The 19453-nt window shown below is 65.0% G+C and carries 21 protein-coding genes, 1 tRNA gene and 1 pseudogene; 6 read left to right on the forward strand and 17 right to left on the reverse strand.

Annotation, left to right across the window (positions count from 1 at the left end):
• Positions 1-105: pseudogene (locus tag H0X95_RS34725) on the forward strand (IS110 family transposase); the annotation flags it as partial.
• A 16-nt stretch (positions 106-121) separates the two neighbouring features.
• Here H0X95_RS34725 and H0X95_RS34730 read toward each other — a convergent pair.
• The 13 genes from H0X95_RS34730 to H0X95_RS34790 all read right to left on the reverse strand — a co-directional run bounded on the left by H0X95_RS34730 (position 122) and on the right by H0X95_RS34790 (position 13076).
• Positions 122-535: a MerR family transcriptional regulator gene (locus tag H0X95_RS34730; RefSeq protein ID WP_006486110.1), complete on the reverse strand. Its 414-nt coding sequence runs from the start codon at positions 533-535 to the stop codon at positions 122-124.
• A gap of 58 nt (positions 536-593) precedes the next feature.
• Positions 594-980, reverse strand: coding sequence for an integration host factor subunit alpha (locus H0X95_RS34735; RefSeq protein ID WP_006486093.1), 387 nt, complete (start codon positions 978-980; stop codon positions 594-596).
• A gap of 72 nt (positions 981-1052) precedes the next feature.
• Positions 1053-3482, reverse strand: coding sequence for a phenylalanine--tRNA ligase subunit beta (gene pheT / locus H0X95_RS34740; RefSeq protein ID WP_012492555.1), 2430 nt, complete (start codon positions 3480-3482; stop codon positions 1053-1055).
• A 98-nt stretch (positions 3483-3580) separates the two neighbouring features.
• Complete coding sequence (pheS, locus tag H0X95_RS34745) at positions 3581-4594, reverse strand: phenylalanine--tRNA ligase subunit alpha (RefSeq protein WP_006486107.1); 1014 nt, start codon at positions 4592-4594, stop codon at positions 3581-3583.
• Between the two features lie 148 nt (positions 4595-4742).
• Complete coding sequence (gene rplT, locus H0X95_RS34750) at positions 4743-5102, reverse strand: 50S ribosomal protein L20 (RefSeq protein WP_004192938.1); 360 nt, start codon at positions 5100-5102, stop codon at positions 4743-4745.
• 30 nt (positions 5103-5132) lie between these two features.
• Positions 5133-5330, reverse strand: a complete 198-nt coding sequence (gene rpmI, locus H0X95_RS34755; RefSeq protein WP_004191477.1) for a 50S ribosomal protein L35 — start codon at positions 5328-5330, stop codon at positions 5133-5135.
• A gap of 190 nt (positions 5331-5520) precedes the next feature.
• Positions 5521-6045, reverse strand: a complete 525-nt coding sequence (gene infC / locus H0X95_RS34760; RefSeq protein ID WP_071734130.1) for a translation initiation factor IF-3 — start codon at positions 6043-6045, stop codon at positions 5521-5523.
• A gap of 49 nt (positions 6046-6094) precedes the next feature.
• The gene (gene thrS / locus H0X95_RS34765) at positions 6095-8002 is read right to left on the reverse strand and encodes a threonine--tRNA ligase (protein ID WP_196446407.1); all 1908 of its coding nucleotides are present in this window, start codon (positions 8000-8002) and stop codon (positions 6095-6097) included.
• Between the two features lie 270 nt (positions 8003-8272).
• Positions 8273-8349, reverse strand: a tRNA-Val gene (locus H0X95_RS34770).
• A gap of 85 nt (positions 8350-8434) precedes the next feature.
• Entirely contained in the window at positions 8435-10669 is a 2235-nt protein-coding gene (locus tag H0X95_RS34775) for a RelA/SpoT family protein (protein ID WP_196446408.1), read from the reverse strand.
• Positions 10670-10713: 44 nt separating this feature from the next.
• The gene (locus H0X95_RS34780) at positions 10714-11067 is read right to left on the reverse strand and encodes a RidA family protein (RefSeq protein WP_006486103.1); all 354 of its coding nucleotides are present in this window, start codon (positions 11065-11067) and stop codon (positions 10714-10716) included.
• Positions 11068-11147: 80 nt separating this feature from the next.
• Entirely contained in the window at positions 11148-12044 is an 897-nt protein-coding gene (locus tag H0X95_RS34785; RefSeq protein ID WP_196446409.1) for an alpha/beta fold hydrolase, read from the reverse strand.
• A gap of 123 nt (positions 12045-12167) precedes the next feature.
• Positions 12168-13076 (reverse strand): LysR family transcriptional regulator, encoded by a 909-nt coding sequence (locus tag H0X95_RS34790; RefSeq protein ID WP_006495363.1) that lies wholly within the window; start codon positions 13074-13076, stop codon positions 12168-12170.
• Between the two features lie 134 nt (positions 13077-13210).
• Here H0X95_RS34790 and H0X95_RS34795 point away from each other — a divergent pair, with 134 nt between their 5' ends.
• From H0X95_RS34795 to H0X95_RS34805, 3 genes are read left to right on the forward strand one after another with little or no spacing between them, the layout of a single operon-like run.
• On the forward strand, positions 13211-13768 hold the full coding sequence (locus tag H0X95_RS34795; RefSeq protein WP_125333196.1) for an ester cyclase: 558 nt from the start codon (positions 13211-13213) through the stop codon (positions 13766-13768).
• 11 nt (positions 13769-13779) lie between these two features.
• Entirely contained in the window at positions 13780-14790 is a 1011-nt protein-coding gene (locus H0X95_RS34800; RefSeq protein ID WP_006495365.1) for a polysaccharide deacetylase family protein, read from the forward strand.
• Between the two features lie 37 nt (positions 14791-14827).
• On the forward strand, positions 14828-15541 hold the full coding sequence (locus H0X95_RS34805; RefSeq protein WP_196446410.1) for an SDR family oxidoreductase: 714 nt from the start codon (positions 14828-14830) through the stop codon (positions 15539-15541).
• A 76-nt stretch (positions 15542-15617) separates the two neighbouring features.
• On the opposite strand, the gene H0X95_RS34810 is transcribed toward H0X95_RS34805, so the two are convergent.
• Together H0X95_RS34810 and H0X95_RS34815 are read right to left on the reverse strand one after the other, a co-directional pair.
• Positions 15618-16259: a CoA transferase subunit B gene (locus H0X95_RS34810; protein ID WP_006495368.1), complete on the reverse strand. Its 642-nt coding sequence runs from the start codon at positions 16257-16259 to the stop codon at positions 15618-15620.
• 1 nt (position 16260) lies between these two features.
• Positions 16261-16965 (reverse strand): CoA transferase subunit A, encoded by a 705-nt coding sequence (locus H0X95_RS34815; protein ID WP_006488507.1) that lies wholly within the window; start codon positions 16963-16965, stop codon positions 16261-16263.
• Positions 16966-17185: 220 nt separating this feature from the next.
• Here H0X95_RS34815 and H0X95_RS34820 point away from each other — a divergent pair, with 220 nt between their 5' ends.
• Positions 17186-17731: a LuxR C-terminal-related transcriptional regulator gene (locus H0X95_RS34820; RefSeq protein WP_006488515.1), complete on the forward strand. Its 546-nt coding sequence runs from the start codon at positions 17186-17188 to the stop codon at positions 17729-17731.
• 128 nt (positions 17732-17859) lie between these two features.
• Here the strand turns inward: H0X95_RS34820 and H0X95_RS34825 are convergent, their stop codons facing one another.
• Both H0X95_RS34825 and H0X95_RS34830 read right to left on the reverse strand, forming a co-directional pair.
• Positions 17860-18309, reverse strand: coding sequence for an acyl-CoA thioesterase (locus tag H0X95_RS34825; RefSeq protein ID WP_006488508.1), 450 nt, complete (start codon positions 18307-18309; stop codon positions 17860-17862).
• A gap of 32 nt (positions 18310-18341) precedes the next feature.
• Positions 18342-19124 carry an SDR family oxidoreductase gene (locus H0X95_RS34830; protein WP_011545236.1) on the reverse strand — a complete coding sequence of 261 codons (783 nt, stop codon included), beginning with the start codon at positions 19122-19124 and terminating at the stop codon, positions 18342-18344.
• Between the two features lie 107 nt (positions 19125-19231).
• Between H0X95_RS34830 and H0X95_RS34835 the strand changes: the two genes are divergently transcribed.
• Positions 19232-19453: FAD-binding protein (locus H0X95_RS34835; protein WP_226209475.1), on the forward strand; the 222-nt coding region annotated here is incomplete at its 3' end.

Raw genomic sequence — 19453 nt, forward strand, 5'->3', positions numbered from 1 at the left:
CTGTCCAAGGTCGCGCTTGTTGCCTGCATGCGCAAGCTCCTAACCATGCTCAATGCCATGGTCAAAACCAACACGCCTTGGGACGATTCACTTCATCGGGCTTGACTCGGAAGACGGTTACTCAGTCGTGTTTCAGTCCGTCGATCACGTCCAGCAACGCCTGCCGCAACGCGATGACGTCGACGGTTGCGCCCGGCTTGGCCGCCCCACGCGCATCGACGGCCTGCGCGTCGGATTCGGCTGGCTCCGCCGCGGCCCGCTCGCTGCCCGGCGAATCGAGCCGGTTGCGCGCGCCGTTGATCGTGAAGCCCTGCTCGTACAGCAATTCGCGAATCCGCCGGATCAGCAGCACTTCGTGATGCTGGTAATACCGCCGGTTGCCGCGCCGCTTCACCGGCCGCAGTTGAGTGAATTCCTGTTCCCAGTAACGCAGCACATGTGGTTTGACCCCGCACAGTTCGCTGACTTCGCCGATCGTGAAGTAGCGCTTCGCGGGAATCGGAGGCAAGACGACTTTCTCAACCGTGGTGGTCATCGTCGGTTAACCGTCGGTAAAGGGTGCGCGGCGGCCGCGCGGGGCGTGGGCGCGCGTCTTACTCCGCGCCGTTTTCGACCAGCGCCTTCAGCTTCTGGCTCGCGTGGAAGGTTACCACCCGGCGGGCCGCGATCGGAATCGCCTCGCCCGTCTTCGGATTGCGGCCCGGACGCTGCGGCTTGTCGCGCAACTGGAAATTGCCGAACCCCGACAGCTTGACGCTTTCACCGTTTTCGAGCGCGTCGCGGATCACTTCGAAAAACGCCTCGACCATGTCCTTCGCTTCACGCTTGTTCAGCCCGACGCTGTCGAACAGCAACTCCGCCAGTTCCGCCTTCGTCAGCGTCGGCGTCTCGGTGGACGCCGGCGCCGAAGCGTCGCGGTTCATCGCGCTGCGTTGCGCCGTCAGGAGGGCTTCGAATTCACTCGAGGTCATGTCGTTCATATCTGCCATACAGCGCGTTGAATCAAAACTTACGATGGAAAAAAGCCGCCCGCGAACGGGCGGGCCCTCTCCTTAGCCGCGCAGGCGCGCCCCGGCGCGAGCCATCCGCTCGACCAGCGTCTGAATCGCCTGGTCGACGACCTCGTCCTGCAGCGTGCCAGCCGCATCCTGCAGCGTCACGCGGAAGGCAAGGCTCTTCTCGTTCGCGGCAAGACCACCGGAAGTATTTGATTTTGCACGAAATTCATCGAAGAGTACAACCTTCTGAACGAATCGGCAGGCCTCTTCGGCAAGCGCCTTCTTCATTTCGTCGAAAAGTGCCTGAACCTCGACCGCCTGATCGACGACAACGGCGATATCGCGACGGACCGGCGGGAATTTCGACACGTCGGTCGGCGCGGGCAGCGCACGGGCGATCAGCGCGTCCGCGTCGATCTCGAACATCACCGGCGGGTGCGGCAGCTCGTATTTCTGCATCAGGCGCGGATGCAGTTCGCCGATCCAGCCGACCGCGCGGCCATCGATTTCGATGCGTGCGCTGCGGCCCGGATGAAGGGCCGGATGCTCGGCCTTCACGAAACGCGCAACCGCCGGCGCGAGCAGCGCTTCGAGATCGCCCTTCACGTCGAAAAAATCGACCGCGCGGGTCGTCACGCCCCACTGCTCGTCGAGTGCCGGACCGTACGCCAGCGCGCCGACGCGCTTGGGCTGAGCATGGCCTTCGACCGCCAGCTCGCCGGCCTTCACCGACGGATCGGCGACGAACACGCGCCCCGATTCGAACACGCGCACGCGATCGGCACGGCGGTTCAGGTTGTGGCGCAGCACGGCGATCAGGCTGCCGAACAGCGTCGTACGCATCACCGAGAGCTGGCTCGCGATCGGGTTCAGCAGGCGGATCGGGTTGTCGTTGCCCGCGAAATCGTGCTCCCACTCCGCATCGACGAAGCTGAAGTTGACGGTTTCCGCATAGTCGCGCGCGGCCAGCGCGTGACGGATGTCGTGGATCGACCGCCGCGTCTCATGGGTCGCGCGCATTTCGCTCGTCGCGACCGGCGGCCGGGCCGGGATCTTCTCGAAGCCGTAGATGCGCGCCACTTCCTCGATCAGGTCTTCCTCGATCTCGATGTCGAAGCGATGCGATGGCGGCGTGACGAGGAACGCGTCGTCTTCACGCTCGAACGGCAGGCCGAGGCGCGTGAAGATGTCCGCGATCTCGTCGGCGTCGATCTTCACGCCGATGATGCGGTTCGCGCGCGACACACGCATCTTCACCGGCGCGCGCTGCGGCAGGTTCACCGCCTGATCGTCGACCGGGCCGGCCTTGCCGCCGCAGATCTCGAGAATCAGCTGCGTGATGCGCTCGACGTGCTCGACGGTCGTCGCGTAATCGACGCCGCGCTCAAAGCGATGCGCCGCATCGGTCGAGAAGTTGTACTTGCGCGCGCGGCCGCGGATGCTGTCCGGCCACCAGAACGCGGCTTCCAGATAGATATTGGTCGTATCGAGCGTGACGGCCGTGCTGTCGCCGCCCATGATGCCGGCCAGGCTTTCGACCTGACGGTCGTCCGCGATCACGCCGACCGTTTCGTCGAGTTCGACCGTATTGCCATTGAGCAGCTTCAGCGATTCGCCGCGCTTGCCCCAGCGGACTTCGATGCCGCCGTGGATCTTGTCGAGATCGAACACGTGCGACGGGCGGCCGAGTTCGAACATCACGTAGTTCGAGATGTCGACGAGCGCGGACACGCTGCGCTGGCCCGAACGCTCGAGGCGCTCGACCATCCACTGCGGCGTCTTCGCATGCGCGTTCACGCCGCGGATCACGCGGCCCGAGAAGCGGCCGCACAGATCGGGCGCGGCGATGCGCACGGGCAGTGTTTCGTCGAGCTCGACGTTCACCGGGCGGATGTCGACCGGCGTCAGCGGTGCGCCGGTGATCGCGGCCGTCTCGCGGGCGATACCGAACACCGACAGGCAGTCGGCCTTGTTCGGCGTCAGCTTGATTTCGAAGATCGTGTCGTCGAGATTGAGGGTCTCGCGGATGTCCTGACCGACCGGCGTGTCTTCCGGCAGGATCAGCAGCCCGCTGTGATCCTCGGACAACTTCAGCTCGCGCGCCGAGCACAGCATCCCCTGGCTCTCCACGCCGCGCAGCTTCGACAGCTTGATCGCGAACGGCTTGCCGCCCTCTTCCGCCGGCGGCAGTTCCGCACCGACCAGCGCGACCGGCACCTTGATGCCGGGCGCCACGTTCGGCGCGCCGCACACGATGTTCAGCGTCGCGCCGGTGCCGGCGTCGACCTGGCAGACATTGAGCTTGTCCGCATCCGGATGCTTGACGACTTCGAGCACGCGGCCCACGACGATCTTCGACGTCGGCGGCGCAGCCTTGCTCAGCGATTCGACTTCGAGCCCCGCCATCGTCAGCGCGTGCGACAGCTCGTCGGTCGTCAGCTGCGGGTCGACAAAGGTTCTCAACCAGGATTCAGGGAATTGCATGGATGTCTACGTTCGAAACAGGTTAGATCGACGCCCGGGCCCCGTCGGAAACGTCCATCGGGGGCGTGCGCGGGCACAGGTCGGCGCGGCGAGCGGCGTTATGCGAACTGGCGCAGGAAACGCAAGTCGTTCTCGAAGAACAACCGGAGATCCTGAACGCCGTAGCGCAGCATCGTCAGGCGCTCGAGGCCGCTGCCGAACGCGAAACCGATGTAGCGCTCGGGGTCGAGGCCCATGTTGCGGATCACGGTCGGATGCACCTGCCCCGAGCCGGAAATTTCGAGCCACTTGCCGGCGTTCTTGCCTTGCTCGAACATCATGTCGATCTCGGCCGACGGTTCCGTGAACGGGAAATACGACGGACGGAAGCGCACGAGGATGTCGTCGCGCTCGAAGAATTTTTTCAGGAAGTCGGTATAGACGCCCTTGAGGTCGGCGAAGCTGATGTTTTCGTCGATCCACAGCCCCTCGACCTGATTGAACATCGGCGAGTGGGTCGCATCGCTGTCGACGCGATACGTGCGGCCCGGCGCGATCACCTTGATCGGCGGACGGTTCATGCGCGCATAACGCACCTGCATCGGGCTCGTGTGCGTGCGCAGCAGCAGCTGGCGGCCGTCGGCATCCTTGCCTTCGACGTAGAAGGTGTCCTGCATCGAACGCGCCGGATGGTTCTCCGGGCTGTTCAGCGACGTGAAGTTGTACCAGTCGGTCTCGATTTCGGGGCCGTCGGCCACGTCGAAACCGATCGAGCCGAAAATCTGTTCGACCCGCTCCCACGTGCGCATCACGGGGTGCAGGCTGCCGGCGCCGGCGCCGCGGCCGGGCAACGTCACGTCGATCGCTTCGGCAGTGAGGCGCTGATTCAGCAGCGCGTCGGCCAGCGCCTGGCGACGGGCGGTGAGCGCGGCTTCAACCTGCTGCTTCGCGACGTTGATGCGGGCGCCTTCGGTCTTGCGTGCTTCGGGATCGAGCTTGCCGAGGCCCTTCAGCAACTCGGTCAGCGCACCCGATTTGCCGAGAAATCGTGCTTTCTCGTTTTCGAGCGTGGTGATGTCGGCAGCCTGTTCGAAGGACTGCTGCGCGTCGGCGACAATCTGGTCCAGATCCATAGATCCCATCATTTCCAACGTCATTCGGTCTTGGCGAGCGAAACCGCCCACCAAACAAAAAAGGGGCTCGGAAGAGCCCCGTTTTCGCTGCAGCGGCCGAGACTACCGGAACCTCGCTGCAACTAACCACGCAGTGCTAATTTCGCAATTAGGCTGCAACGGCGGCTTTCACCTGCTTGACGATCGCAGCAAAAGCAGCCTTGTCGAACACCGCCATGTCGGCCAGCACCTTACGGTCGAGTTCGATCGACGCCTTCTTCAGGCCGTTGATGAACACGCTGTAGGTCATGTCGTGCTGGCGAACTGCCGCGTTGATACGCGTGATCCACAGTGCGCGGAACACACGCTTCTTGTTGCGGCGATCGCGGTACGCGTACTGACCAGCGCGCATCACCGCCTGCTTGGCGATGCGGTAGACGTTATTGCGGCGGCCGCGATAACCCTTGGCCAGGTTGATGATCTTCTTGTGGCGGGCCCGTGCGGTTACCCCACGTTTGACTCGAGGCATGTTTCTCTCCTTGGAGTATCAGTTGAGGGGTTACGCGAACGGGAGCATCGCGCGGACGGAGTTCAGATCGGAATCATGAACTGCCGTTGCGCCGCGCAGATGGCGCTTGTTCTTCGTGGTTTTCTTGGTCAGGATGTGGCGCTTGAAGGCTTGACCGCGCTTGACGGTACCGCCCGGACGCACCACGAAGCGCTTTGCAGCGCTCTTCTTGGTCTTCATCTTAGGCATGACGAACAACTCCAGTTTATTAGATGGCGATGGGTGTGCGGTTGGCTTGCGCCCTTGACCCGCCCTTCGAAACCCAGTCCACTTGTGTACGGCGACCCGCTTGCGCAGCCGCCGTCATTGTTGGCGCGCCGCCCTGACCGGGCAACGCGCCGAACCACTGTCGAACCTGCGCGCGACGCGCGCGGGCCCGTTACTTCTTTTTCTTCGGCGAGAGCACCATGATCATCTGGCGCCCTTCCATCTTCGGCATCTGCTCGACCTGGCCGACTTCCTCGAGATCCGTGCGCAGACGTTCGAGCATCCGCATACCGATTTCCTGGTGAGCCATTTCACGGCCGCGGAAACGCAACGTGATCTTCGTCTTGTCGCCCTCTTCGAGGAAGCGCACGAGATTGCGGAGCTTGACGTTGTAATCCCCGTCATCGGTACCCGGGCGGAACTTGACTTCCTTGACCTGGATGACCTTCTGCTTCAGCTTCGCTTCGTGCTGCTTCTTCGATTCCTGGTACTTGAACTTGCCGTAATCCATCAGACGGCAAACCGGCGGCACCGCTTGCGGCGCGATTTCCACCAGGTCAACATCCAGTTCTTCCGATTTACGGAAAGCGTCAGCGAGTTTTACGATACCGAGCGGTTCGTTCTCGATCCCGACCAGGCGCACTTCCGGCGCAGTGATTTCACCGTTGATGCGGTGCGACGACTTATCAGTAGCGATGTTACGTTTCCTCTAAAAATTAAAAAAACGAGCCGCGCTGCCAGGGCGGTTACTTGAACGAGCGCAGGTCTTCCTGCAGACGCTCAACGAAGGCTTCGACCGGCATTACGCCAAGATCGACGCCGCCACGGGCACGCACGGCTACCGTTTGCGCATCACGCTCCTTATCGCCCACGACGAGGAGATAAGGCACCTTTTCCAGCGTGTGCTCGCGTATTTTATAGCTAATCTTCTCGTTGCGCAAATCGGCCGCCACTCTAACCCCTTGTTTTTGCAACGATTGGGCCAGAGACTGCGCATATTCGGCCTGACTTTCGGCGATATTGAGCACAATTGCCTGATACGGCGCGAGCCAGACCGGCATTGCACCAGCATGGTGCTCGATCAAAATCCCGAGGAAACGCTCCATCGAACCGACGATCGCGCGGTGCAGCATCACCGGCCGGCGGCGGCTGTTGTCTTCCGCGACGTATTCGGCACCCAGGCGCTCCGGCAGCACCATGTCGAGCTGAAGCGTGCCGCACTGCCACGAGCGGCCGAGCGCGTCCTTGATGTGGTACTCGATCTTCGGGCCGTAGAACGCGCCCTCACCCGGCAACTCTTCCCACGTGAGACCACAAGCCGTCAGCGCATCGCGCAAACCTTGCTCGGCACGATCCCAGGTCTCGTCCGTACCGGCACGCTGATCGGGGCGCAGCGACAGCTTGATGTCGATGTGATCGAAACCGAAATCCTTGTACACGCTCATGGCCAGCGTGTTGAACGCGATCGATTCCGAGATGAATTGATCTTCCGTACAGAAGATGTGCGCATCGTCCTGCACGAAGCCGCGCACGCGCATCAGGCCGTGCAGCGCGCCCGACGCCTCGTTGCGGTGGCACGAGCCGAATTCCGCGTAACGCAGCGGCAGGTCGCGGTACGAACGCAGGCCGTGCTTGAACACCTGGACGTGGCCCGGGCAGTTCATCGGCTTGATCGCGTAGTCGCGCTTCTCCGACTCCGTCGTGAACATGTTCTCGCGATAGTTCTGCCAGTGGCCCGACGCTTCCCATAGCGAGCGGTCCATGATCATCGGCGTCTTGATCTCGAGATAGCCGGCGTCGTTGACGCGGCGGCGCATGTACTGCTCGACCTGCTGCCACAGCGCCCAGCCCTTCGGATGCCAGAACACCATGCCCGGCGACTCTTCCTGCATGTGGAACAGGTCGAGCTGCTTGCCCAGCTTGCGGTGGTCGCGCTTTTCCGCTTCCTCGAGCATGTGCAGGTACTGGTCCTGGTCTTCCTTCTTCGTCCAGGCCGTGCCGTAGATGCGCTGCAGCTGCTCGTTCTTCGAATCGCCGCGCCAGTACGCGCCCGCGACCTTCATCAGCTTGAAGACCTTCAGCTTGCCGGTGGACGGCACGTGCGGGCCGCGGCACAGATCGGTGAAGCCGCCGTGCGAGTACAGCTTGATTTCGTCGCTTTGCGGAATCGATTCGATGATCTCGGCCTTGTACTTCTCGCCGATGCTGCGGAAATAACCGGCCGCCTCGTCGCGCGACACGACACGGCGCGTGACCGGCTCGTCCTTCTTCGCGAGTTCCTGCATGCGCTTTTCGATCTTTTCGAGATCTTCCGGCGTAAACGGGCGGTTGTACGAGAAGTCGTAATAGAAACCGTTGTCGATCACCGGACCGATCGTCACCTGCGCGTCCGGATACAGTTCCTTCACCGCATACGCGAGCAAGTGGGCGGTCGAGTGGCGGATGATGTCGAGGCCGTCGGCATCCTTGTCCGTGACGATCGCGAGCGACGCGTCGCGGTCGATCACCGTCGACGTATCGACGAGCTCGCCATCGAGCTTGCCACCAAGCGCAGCCTTCGCAAGGCCGGGACCGATCGAGGCCGCAACCTCGGCAACTGTCACCGGATGCTCGTATTGTCGAACTGAGCCGTCAGGCAAGCGTATCGAAACCATAGCAATCTCCGTGATGCCGACAGTGGGCGGCAGACCAGGTACGCGAGATCGAACTCACGCGTGAAAATTCGCGACAAAAAAAATGCGGCCCCGCTTTCGAGGGGCCGCATTCGATACTTCACTCAAACTGAAAGGGCGAAAACGTTCCTCGACTAGCGTCGCTCCGAAGTGGTTTCGGTCAACGTTCGCGGTGTCATAACCGTATTCGCCTTGTTCGCGTTGAGTTGTGTACTGCATCGAACACCCGGAGGCCGGGCATTCTCAATTCGTTGGTAGGCTCGATTGGACTCGAACCAACGACCCCCACCATGTCAAGGTGGTGCTCTAACCAGCTGAGCTACGAGCCTAGAGAAGCTAAGATTATATGGAGCCGTTACGGGCTTGGCAAGTGTTTTTATGCGGTCGCAGCAAAATAACGCAGTTCCAACCCCATCACACCTTCCGCCCCGCCCGCACGACGCCCTGCACCTCGCCGAGCAGCGTACATGCGCGCTGCACCTGCGCCGAATTCGATACCTCGACCGTGAACTGCATGAATGCCGCATTGCGGCGGCTCTGCGTCTTCACGCCCACGACGTTGATCTTTTCGCGTGCGAACACTTCGGAGATATCGCGCAGCAACCCTTGCCGGTCGCTCGCCTCGATCATCAGGTCGACCGGATAGACGGACGCGCCGCGCCCGCCCAGCACGTCGGCCGACCACGTCGTCTGCAGCACGCGTTCCGGCGCACGCTCGACCATCCGGCGAAACGTCGGGCAGTCGGTGCGGTGGATCGACATCCCCTTGCCGCGCGTGACGAAACCGCTGATCGGATCGGGCGGCGCCGGACGGCAGCAGCGCGCCAGTTGCGTCAGCAACGCGTCGACGCCGACCACCAGCACGCCGGTCGACGCGCCGTGCGCGACGCTCGCGCCGCTGCTGCGCTTCTCGAAATCGGCCGGCGCCTCGGGCGCCGGTTCCGGCGGCGGTGCGTCGGACAGCGCGTGCTCGACGTTGCGCAGGCTGAATTCTTCCTTGCCGACGACCGAGAACAGCTCCTCGGGCGACTTGAAGCCGAGCTTCGCGGCGAGGTTGTCCAGGTTGACCGACGTCTTGCCCTCGCGCTGCAGCGTCTTTTCGACCAGCGCGCGACCATGCGCGACGTTTTCTTCCTGCTCGATCGAGTTGAACCACGCGCGCACCTTCTGCCGTGCACGCGGGCTCTTCAGGTAACCGAGCTGCAGGTTCAGCCAGTCGCGCGACGGGCCGCCTTCCTTCACCGCGACGATCTCGACCGTCTGGCCGTTCGCGAGCGACGTATTCAGCGGCACCATCACGCCGTCGACGCGCGCGCCACGGCAGCGATGGCCGAGCTCGCTGTGCAGGTGGTACGCGAAATCGACCGGCGTCGCGCCCTGCGGCAGCGCGATCACGCGCGCCTGCGGCGTCAGCACGTAGATGTGATCGTCGTCGAGCGACGTCGCGCGCAATTGCGCCCACGCCTGGTCGCCCGACACTTCGGTGCCGTCCTCGACGTCGTCCTTCCACGCGAGCAACTGGCGCAGCCACGCAATCTTCTCGTCGTACTTGTCGCTCGCCGAGAACTGGCCGCCATAGCCGCGCGCGCCTGCCTCCTTGTAGCGCCAGTGCGCGGCGACGCCGTACTCGGCGAAGCGATGCATCTCCTGCGTGCGGATCTGCACTTCGAACGCACGGCCGTCGTCGCCGATCACGACCGTATGCAGCGACTTGTAGCCGTTCGGCTTCGGCCGCGAGATGTAGTCGTCGAATTCCTTCGGCACCGGCTGCCACAGGTGATGCACGATGCCGAGCACCGCGTAGCAATCCTTGATGTCGGGCACGATCACACGAAACGCGCGCACGTCGTACAGCTCGGAGAAATCGAGCTCCTTGCCGCGCATCTTGCGCCAGATGCTGTAGATATGCTTCGGCCGGCCGCTCACGTCGGCCTGGATGTGCGCTTCCGCGAGCTCGTGCTGCAGCCGCGCGATCGCCTGCGTGACGTACGCCTCGCGCTCGATGCGCTTTTCGTCGAGCAGCTTCGCGATCCGCTTGTAGGTGACGGGATCCTCGAAGCGGAACGCGAGATCCTCGAGCTCCCACTTCAGTTGCCAGATACCGAGACGGTTCGCGAGCGGCGCATAGATCTCGAGCGTCTCGCGCGCGACGTCGGGCGGCGGATCGAGCTTCGCGGCAGCGTAATAGCGCAGCGACTGCAACCGCGACGCGAGCCGGATCAGCACCACGCGAATGTCCTGCGCGAAGGCGAGCAGCATCTTGCGCAGCGCCTCGATCTGCGTGCGCCGCTCTTCCGCCGCGTCGCGCCCGGAGTCGGGCTTTGCGTTCTGCGCGGCGCGCAGGCTCACGGTACCGAGCCGCAACAGCTTGCGCACGTCGGACACGAGCCGCGCGACCTCGTCGCCGAAACGCTCGGTCAGCTCGCGCTCGGGGTCGCTCAGGTGCGGCGTCAGCACGAACAGCGCGGCGGCCTGCATCGCGGACGGATCGACGTTCAGCGTGCGCATGATCGCCGCCGTGCCCGCCGAGTGGTCGGCGAGCAGCTCGCCCGACGACAGGCGCGCGTCGCCGGCCCGCTCGCGCACGAACGCGAGCACGTCGTCGAACGACGGCGCCGCGACGGGAGAGGCGGAAACGGATTCGGTCATTGCACGGCCTGCCGGAATACGGTCATCGTCGGATAACGCTCAGCTCAGCTCCGCTGCGCGGCGACGACCACGATCTCGACGAGCAGCGCCGGATCGGCGAGCTTCGCCTCGACGGTGGCGCGCGGCGGCGTGTTGCCCGGCGCGACCCATGCATCCCACTCCGCATTCATGCCTTCGAAGTTCGCGAGATCCGAGATGTAGATCTGCACCGACAGCAGATGCGCCTTGTCGCTGTTCGCTTCGGCGAGCAGGCGATCGATGTGGCCGAGCACTTCGCGCGTCTGGCCGCGGATGTCCTGCGTGGTGTCTTCGGCGATCTGGCCGGCCAGATACACGGTGCCGTTGTGGATCGCGGTTTCGGAGAGCCGGGCCCCGACGTGGTGACGAATGACTGCCATGAAAATGTTCCGGTCGTGATGAGTGAGGAATCGGACGGCGGCACGGCCCGCGTGCCGCCGAACCGCATATTATGACGCGTTTATGCGTCGCCTTCGACGAAAAACCGCCGCGCGAGCGCAATCTGGTCGGCGCTGACGAAGGCGGGCGCGTGGCCCGCGCCCGGAATCTCGACCTGCGTCACATGGCGGCCGCGGCGAACCATTTCGGCCGCCGTCTCGCGCGACAGCAAGTCGGACGTCTCGCCACGCACGACGAGCAGCGTCGCATCGGTCGCCTCGATCGCGTGCCACAGCGCGACTTCGCCGAGTGCGGCCAGTTCGGGCGTCGTGGCCTTGAACGGCTCGGCGATGCGCGGGTCGTAGCGCATCGTCCAGCCGCCTTCGGGCAGCTCGTGCAGCAGCGGCCCGTTGATCTCGCGCCACTCGTCGGCGCTCAGCGCGCCGAACGGCAGCGACAGCGACGTCAGGTAGTCGATCCCCTCCTGCTCGGTCGCAAAGCGCGGCTGCACGCCGAGGTATTCGCCGATACGCGTCAGCGAATCGGGCTCGATGCGCGGGCCGACGTCGTTGACGATCATCCGGCGCACCGGCGAACCGGGCAGCCCGGCCAGCGCCATGCCGATCAGGCCGCCCATCGACGTGCCGAACCAGTCGACCGATTCGACGTCGAGCCGCGCAATCAGCGTCACCATGTCGGCCACGTACTGCGGAATCGCATAGTGCCGCGGATCGGCCAGCCGGTCCGATTGGCCGCGCCCGACGACATCGGGGCAGACGACGCGATACGTATCGGACAGCGCGGCGGCAAGCCGGTCGAAATCGCGTCCGGAGCGGGTCAGGCCATGCACGCACACGAGCACGCGCGGATTCGCGGGATCGCCCCACTCGGTATAGGCGACGTGGTGAAGGCCGGCCGCGCTCGCACACTGCACGCGCCGCTGGCGGGGAACCGGGGGATTCGCTGGGGTCGTTGGCATCGTTGGCATCCTGTCGAACGGGGGCGACGCGCGGGACAACGCCTGCGGCGCCCGATGCAAACGATTGTAAACCGCTTCGGAATGACGGGCCGCGACGCGCCCGGCCCACCATCCGGAACGGGTTCAATCGTGGCGGCGCCACGCGTGACGCAACTGCTCGCGCAGGAAATCGACGAACGTCCGCACGCGCAACGACACGTGACGGCCGCCGGGATAGACGGCATGCAACGGCGCGGCGGGCGCCTCGAAGGCCGGCAGCACGCGCACGAGCCGACCGGCGTCGAGATCGGCGCCGACGTCCCAGATCGACTTCAACGCAATGCCCGCGCCTTCGAGCGCCAGCGTGCGCGCCGCGCCGCCGTCGTTCGTCAGCAGCGTGGCCGTCACCTCGACCGCCACGTCACCTTGCGCGCCGTCGAACCGCCATTCGGCACGCGGCTGATCGCCCATCACAATGCATCGGTGTGCACGGAGCTCGGCCGGATGGGCCGGCCAACCGTGCGCCGCGAGATAGCCCGGCGACGCGCACAGCACGCGATGATTCGGCGCCAGCTCGCGCGCGATCATCGTCGAATCGGCCAGATTGCCGATCCGCACGGCGACGTCGATATCGGCTGCCAGCAGATCGACGACCGTATCGGTCAGCATCAGCTGCACGGTCAATTGCGGATGTCGCTGCTGAAATGCCGCAATGAGCGGCGCGATCCGCAGGCGGCCGAGTTCGCCGGGCGCCGTCACGCGCAGCACGCCGCTGACCGTGCCGCGGCGATCGCGCATCAGCGTTTCGGCATGCTCGACCTCGGCCAGGATGCGCAGCACCTGCGCATGAAACTGCGCACCGTCGTCGGTGAGCGTCTGCTGCCGCGTCGTCCGGTGCAGCAGGCGCACGCCGAGTCGCGACTCGAGATGCGCGAGCCGCTTGCTGACGACCGACAACGACAGGTCGAGCTCGCGCGCCGCCGCCGACAGGCTGCCGGCCGACACGATCCGCGCGAAGGTATCGAGCGCCGGGAAATCGTCGATCAGCGTCATGGCGTGCACCTCGCCCAAACCTTTCCTTTTTTCGAATAATCCATTCGCATTTTGCCAGTATTTGCATTGAGGACGGAAACCTACCATACCTGTTCCGCGTCGTCGCACGACGCCTTCACAGGACCCTCGAAACCATGTCGATCCGCCTTCGTTCGGCCGCCCGCCCCCTCGCGCACGCATTCGCGGCAGCCGCCTGCGTCGTGGCGCTCTGGCCCGCCGCTTCCCGTGCCGCCGACCTCGTCGCACCGCACAGCCTGACCGTCGCGGCAGGCTTGCCGGCAGCGCAGGCCCGCGCGCAAATCCTGGCCGCGCGCCGCTACGGCACCTTCTGGAATACCGGCGACCCTGCGCTGGCTCGCGCGGCGCTCGCCGTCGACTTCACCGACCGAACGCTGCCGCCCGGCCGCGAACAAGGCGTACCGGGGCCGCTCGCGGCCTCGGGCACGATGCGCGACGCGATCCCGGACCTGCGCTGTGACATCGAACAGATGATCGTCGCGGGCGACCGGGTCGTCGTGCACCTGCATTTCCGCGGGCATTTCACCGGCGCTTTCAACGGAACGGCGGGGCGCGGACAGGCGATCGACTTCATCGCGACCGATATCTACCGGATCGACCAGGGCCGGATCGCGGAAAACTGGCACATCGAGGACAACCTGACGCTGATGCGTCAGCTCGGGCTCGTCGGCTGACGGAGGGAACGATGACTCACGGCAACCACCCTCCCGCGACGCCGCTGCCGCGCCGCACGTTCCTGGCCCAGGCCGGCGCCGGGCTCGCGGCCGGCGTCGCGGCGGCCGCAGGCGCCTCCCTGCCGGCAACCGCCGCGCCAACGGCGGCGCTCGCCGCACCGGGCGCCACGCCGTTCTGGCCCGACGGCGCGCGCATCGTGATCTCGATCTCGATGCAGTTCGAAGCAGGCGGACAGCCGCCCACGGGCGCGGACAGCCCGTTTCCGACCGTCGCGTTCCCGCCGTCGGTACCGGTCGATCTCGCCTCGGCCACCTGGTTCGCGTACGGCTACCGGGAAGGGATTCCGCGCCTGCTCGATCTGTGGGACCGGCACGGCGTGAAAGTGACGTCACACATGATCGGGGAAGCCGCGCGCCGGCACCCCGATCTGGCGCGCGAGATCGTGTCGCGCGGCCACGAAGCCGCCGCGCACGGCCCGACGTGGCGCGCGCAATTCGCGATGAGCCGCGACGACGAGCGCCGCTTCCTGACCGAAGCACGCGACATGGTCGAAGCGGTGACCGGCCAGCGTCCGACCGGCTACAACTGCAACTGGCTGCGGCGCGGACCGCATACGTTGTCGCTGCTGCAGGAACTCGGCTACACGTATCACATCGACGACGTCAGTCGCGACGAACCGTTCGTCGAGACCGTCGGCGGTCGCGATTTCGCCGTGGTCCCGTACACGCTGCGCAACAACGACATCCTGCTGATCGAAGGCCGCCACTACACGCCGGCGATGTTCCTCGAGCAGATCAAGCTCGATTTCGACCAGTTGTACGCGGAAGCCGGGCAGCGGCGCAGACTGATGTCGATCAGTGCGCACGACCGGATCAGCGGCACGCCGCAGATGGTCCGCGCGTGGGACGACTTCCTGCACTACGCGCGATCACATCCGGGGGTCGCTTTCATGCGCAAGGACGATATTGCGCGCTTCGCGCTGCGCAGCCCGTCGACGCTGCGCGAGACCGAAACGATCTGACCGGATGCCGTTCAACTCATCACCAGGAATGACCTTCATGAATGATCCGCTCCACGGCAAGAACGTCCTCGTCGTCGGAGGCAGCTCCGGCATCGGCGCCGCCACCGCGGCGGCTTTCGCGCGACACGGCGCGCGCGTGACGATCGCGTCGCGCGATCCGGGCAGGTTCGACGTCGATGCCATGCCGGGCGCGCACGTGCGGACCGAAACGCTCGACATCACCGATACGGCGGACGTCGATGCGTTCTGCGCGCGCGCCGGCCAGTTCGACCACGTCGTGATTTCGGCCGCGAAGACGGCCACGGGCGCAGTCCGTGCGCTGCCGCTTGCCGACGCGCAGGCTGCGATGGACAGCAAGTTCTGGGGCGCGTACCGCATCGCCCGCGCGATCGATATCGCGCCCGGCGGCTCGCTGACGTTCGTGTCGGGCTACCTCAGCGTGCGACCGAGCGCGTCGTCGGTGCTGCAAGGCGCGATCAATGCGGCGCTCGAGGCGCTCACCCGCGGCCTGGCGCTCGAGCTCGCGCCGGTTCGCGTGAATACCGTGTCGCCGGGCCTGATCGCGACGCCGCTGTGGGACAAGCTCGCGCCCGATGCACGCGACGCGATGTACGCCGGCGCGGCCCGGCGGCTTCCGGCCCGCAGGGTCGGCCAGCCGGAGGATGTCGCGAATGCGGTCCTGTATCTGGCGGCCACGCCTTATGCAACCGGTTCGACGGTACTGATCGACGGCGGCGGCGCGATTGCGTGACGCATGCGGTCATGACAAAACGCCCCGCGTTCCGTGAGGAACGCGGGGCGTCGAGCATGACGCAACGACGTGATACTCAGGCCACGGCGCTGACGTCGAGCGGTGCGCCCGTCTTCGACTGGATCTCTTCGGCGCTCACGCCGTCGGCGAGTTCGAGCACCTTCAGGCCGGCCGGCGTCACTTCGATCACGCCGAGATCGGTGATGATCAGGTCGACCACGCCGACGCCCGTCAGCGGCAGATTGCATTCGTCGAGGATCTTGTGCTGATCGCCTTTCGCGACATGCTCCATCAGCACGACGACACGCCCCACGCCCGCGACGAGGTCCATCGCGCCGCCCATCCCCTTGATCATCTTGCCCGGGATCATCCAGTTCGCGAGGTCGCCCTGCTTGCTGACCTGCATCGCACCGAGGATCGCGAGGTTGATGTGGCCGCCGCGGATCATCGCGAACGAATCGGCCGACGAGAAGATCGACGAGCCCGGCAGCGTCGTGACGGTCTGCTTGCCGGCGTTGATGAGATCGGCGTCGACTTCGTCTTCGGTCGGCGACGGGCCGATGCCGAGCAGGCCGTTCTCCGACTGCAGCCACACCTCGACGCCTTCCGGCACGTGGTTCGCGACGAGCGTCGGCAGGCCGATGCCGAGGTTCACGTAGAAGCCGTCCTGCAGTTCCTTCGCCGCGCGCGCGGCCATCTGGTCACGATTCCAGGCCATGTCAGTCTCCTTTCGCGCGTACGACGCGTTGTTCGATGCGTTTTTCGGGCGTCGCGTTCAGCACGATGCGCTGCACGAAGATCCCCGGCGTATGGACCTGGTCCGGATCGAGCGCACCGTTCTCGACGATCTCCTCGACCTCCGCCACGGTGATCTTGCCGGCCATCGCGCACATCGGGTTGAAGTTGCGCGCGGTGCGGCGGTAAATGAGGTTGCCGGACTTGTCGGCCTTCCATGCCTTGACGAGCGCGACGTCGGCCGTCAGCGACGGCTCGAGCACGTAGTGGCGATCGCCGAACTGGCGCGTTTCCTTGCCTTCCGCGATCACGGTGCCGTAGCCGGTATTCGTGAAGAACGCGGGGATGCCCGCGCCGCCCGCGCGCAGCTTTTCGGCGAGCGTGCCCTGCGGCGTGAATTCAAGCTCGAGTTCGCCGGCCAGGTACTGGCGCTCGAACTCCTTGTTCTCGCCGACGTACGACGAGATCATCTTCTTGATCTGGCGCGTTTCCAGCAGCAGACCGAGGCCGAAACCGTCGACGCCCGCGTTGTTGCTGATGCAGGTGATGCCCTTGACGGCCGAATCGCGCAACGCCGCGATCAGCGCCTCGGGAATCCCGCACAGGCCGAAGCCGCCCACCGCGAAGGTCTGTCCGTCGCGGACGATCCCCTCCAGCGCGGCAGCCGCGCTTGGATAGACTTTGTTCATCAGTTGTCCCTTCCTCTATGGAAACCAGCAAAACCGGTTCACGCGCCACGTGGCGCAAGCCCGCCGCATCATTCTATGCATGCGCGGCAAAGCCTGCGTCGAGGCGCGCTGTTTTTATGTCGCGACACACCGCCGCGAGATGCCTGAAAGGGTACGATGTGACGCCGATGCGGCACAATACGCAAAAATACATAAGCATTTGCCTCCGCTTGCCTGCGCCATGCCCGATCTCGATTACCAGACCGCCTTCCATCTCGCGCCGCTCGGCCTCGTGCTGTCGCGCGATCGCGTGATCGAGGACTGCAACGACGCGCTCGCGTCGATCTTCCGCTGTGCGCGGGCCGACCTGATCGGAAAATCGTACGCGGTGCTCTACCCGTCGACGGACGAATTCCAGCGGATCGGCGAGCGCATCGCACGCGTGATGGTCGCGAACGGCATCTACTCGGATGACAGAATCATGAAACGCGCGGACGGCGAGCTGTTCTGGTGCCACGTGACGGGCCGCGCGCTCGACCGCACCGCACCGCTTGCGGCCGGCGTCTGGACCTTCGAGGATTTGAGCGCGACGCGCCGCGTCGCGGTCGAGCTGACCCCGCGCGAGCGCGAGATCGCCGCGCAGCTCGCGACCGGCAAGACCAGCAAGCAGATCGGGCGCGTGCTCGACATCAGCTCGCGCACGGTCGACATCTACCGCGCCCGGCTGATGCGCAAATACGGAACGAACAATACGCCGGAGCTGCTGCAGCGCCTGCTCGGACAGTGAACGCGCGTCGCATCGCGGCGCTCGAATGACGATCGGCCGCACACGGCGGCCGATCCGGGGAAACATCGGGGCAACAACGAACACGACGCGCCACCGGCAACCCGGTGCCGGCCTGCCGATAGCCGCGCTCAGCCGACTTTCGTCGCGAGCGCGTGCTCGATCGTGTCGCGCAACAGTTGCGGCAGCGGCACCGACTTGCCGAGCGCGTAATCGACCCACACGCAACGCGCGTTGCCGCGGGCATAGACATGCTGCGGATCGTCCGCGCGCGTGAGCTCGAACCCGGTGTCGAAACTGCTTCGGCCGGGCTTCGCGGCCGACATCTTCGCGATCACGTCGCCCGGATAGTGCAGCTGCTTGAGGAACTCCATCGACGCGGTGACGATGACGGGCCCCTGCCCCTCGCCGTTGCCGCCGGCAATGCCGAGCTGCTCGAACCACGAAATCCGCGCCTGCTCCATGTAGCGGAAATAAACCGTGTTGTTCACATGGCCGAACGCGTCCATGTCGCCCCAGCGGATCGGCATCGACATCTCAAAAACGGGGGAGTAATCGTTTGTTGCGTTTGTTGCGCTCATTGCAGTCTTCTTTGTTGCTGAATGTCATCCGCTCACGCGAGGCCGAAGCCGTCGTCCGCGGAGATGATCGAACCATTGATGAACTGCGACTCGTCGGCCGCGAGCAGCAACAACAGCCCGTCGAGATCCTGCGGCTTGCCGACACGCCGGCGCGGCAGCATCGACTGCAGCTTCTGGCCCTGCTCGGTTTCCCACAGGTAATGATTGATTTCGGTATCGATATAGCCCGGACAGATCGCGTTCACGTTGATCCCGTGGCGGCCCCACTCCAGCGCCATCGCGCGCGTCATCTGCACGACCGCGGCCTTGCTCATCGCGTACAGCCCGATCTGCGGGAATACGCGCAGCCCGGCCACCGACGCGATGTTGATGATCCGGCACGGCGGCTTGCCGTTGCCGCCGCCGTTTGCGCGCATGATCATCCGCTTCGCGACTTCCTGCGCGACGAAAAATGCGCCGCGCGTATTCGTATCGAACACGAACTCGAAATCCGCGGGCGTCACGTCGACGAGCTTCTGCATCGTCGACACGCCCGAATTGTTCACGAGGATGTCGATCGTGCCGGCTTCCGTCTCCGCATGCGCGACGGCCGCCTTGATGCTCTGGACGTCGGTCACGTCGAGCGACACGACGTGCGCCGCGCCGCCCGCCGCCTCGATCTCCGCGCGCAACTCCTTCAGGCGTTCGACGCGGCGGCTCGCGAGCACGACCTTCGCGCCGGCCTGCGACAGCACCTGCGCAAAACGCTGCCCGAGGCCGCTCGATGCGCCCGTGACCAGCGCAACCTTGCCTTCCAGATTGATCGATCGACCCATTTGCACATCCCCTTTCGATGTCGTTTCGCCGGCCCGGGCGGCACAGCCCGAGCGGCATTACCCTAGCACAAAAAATAGAACGATCGTGCTAATCTACCTGCATGTTGTTGCGGCAAGCGTTTCGTTTCGCAGACAATACGCTCCCGAATAAAAGCATTCTAACGGTTAGAGGAACGCCAATGACCCCCGCAAGCCTCATCGAGCAATACGGCCCGCGCGAATCGATGGAATACGACGTCGTGATCGTCGGCGGCGGCCCCGCCGGGCTGTCGGCGGCGATCCGGCTCAAGCAGCTGGCCGCCGAGAAAGGCGCCGAGATCGGCGTGTGC

The sequence above is a fragment of the Burkholderia sp. 9779_493 genome (genome assembly GCF_015712215.1).
Taxonomy (GTDB): Bacteria; Pseudomonadota; Gammaproteobacteria; order Burkholderiales; family Burkholderiaceae; genus Burkholderia; species Burkholderia cenocepacia.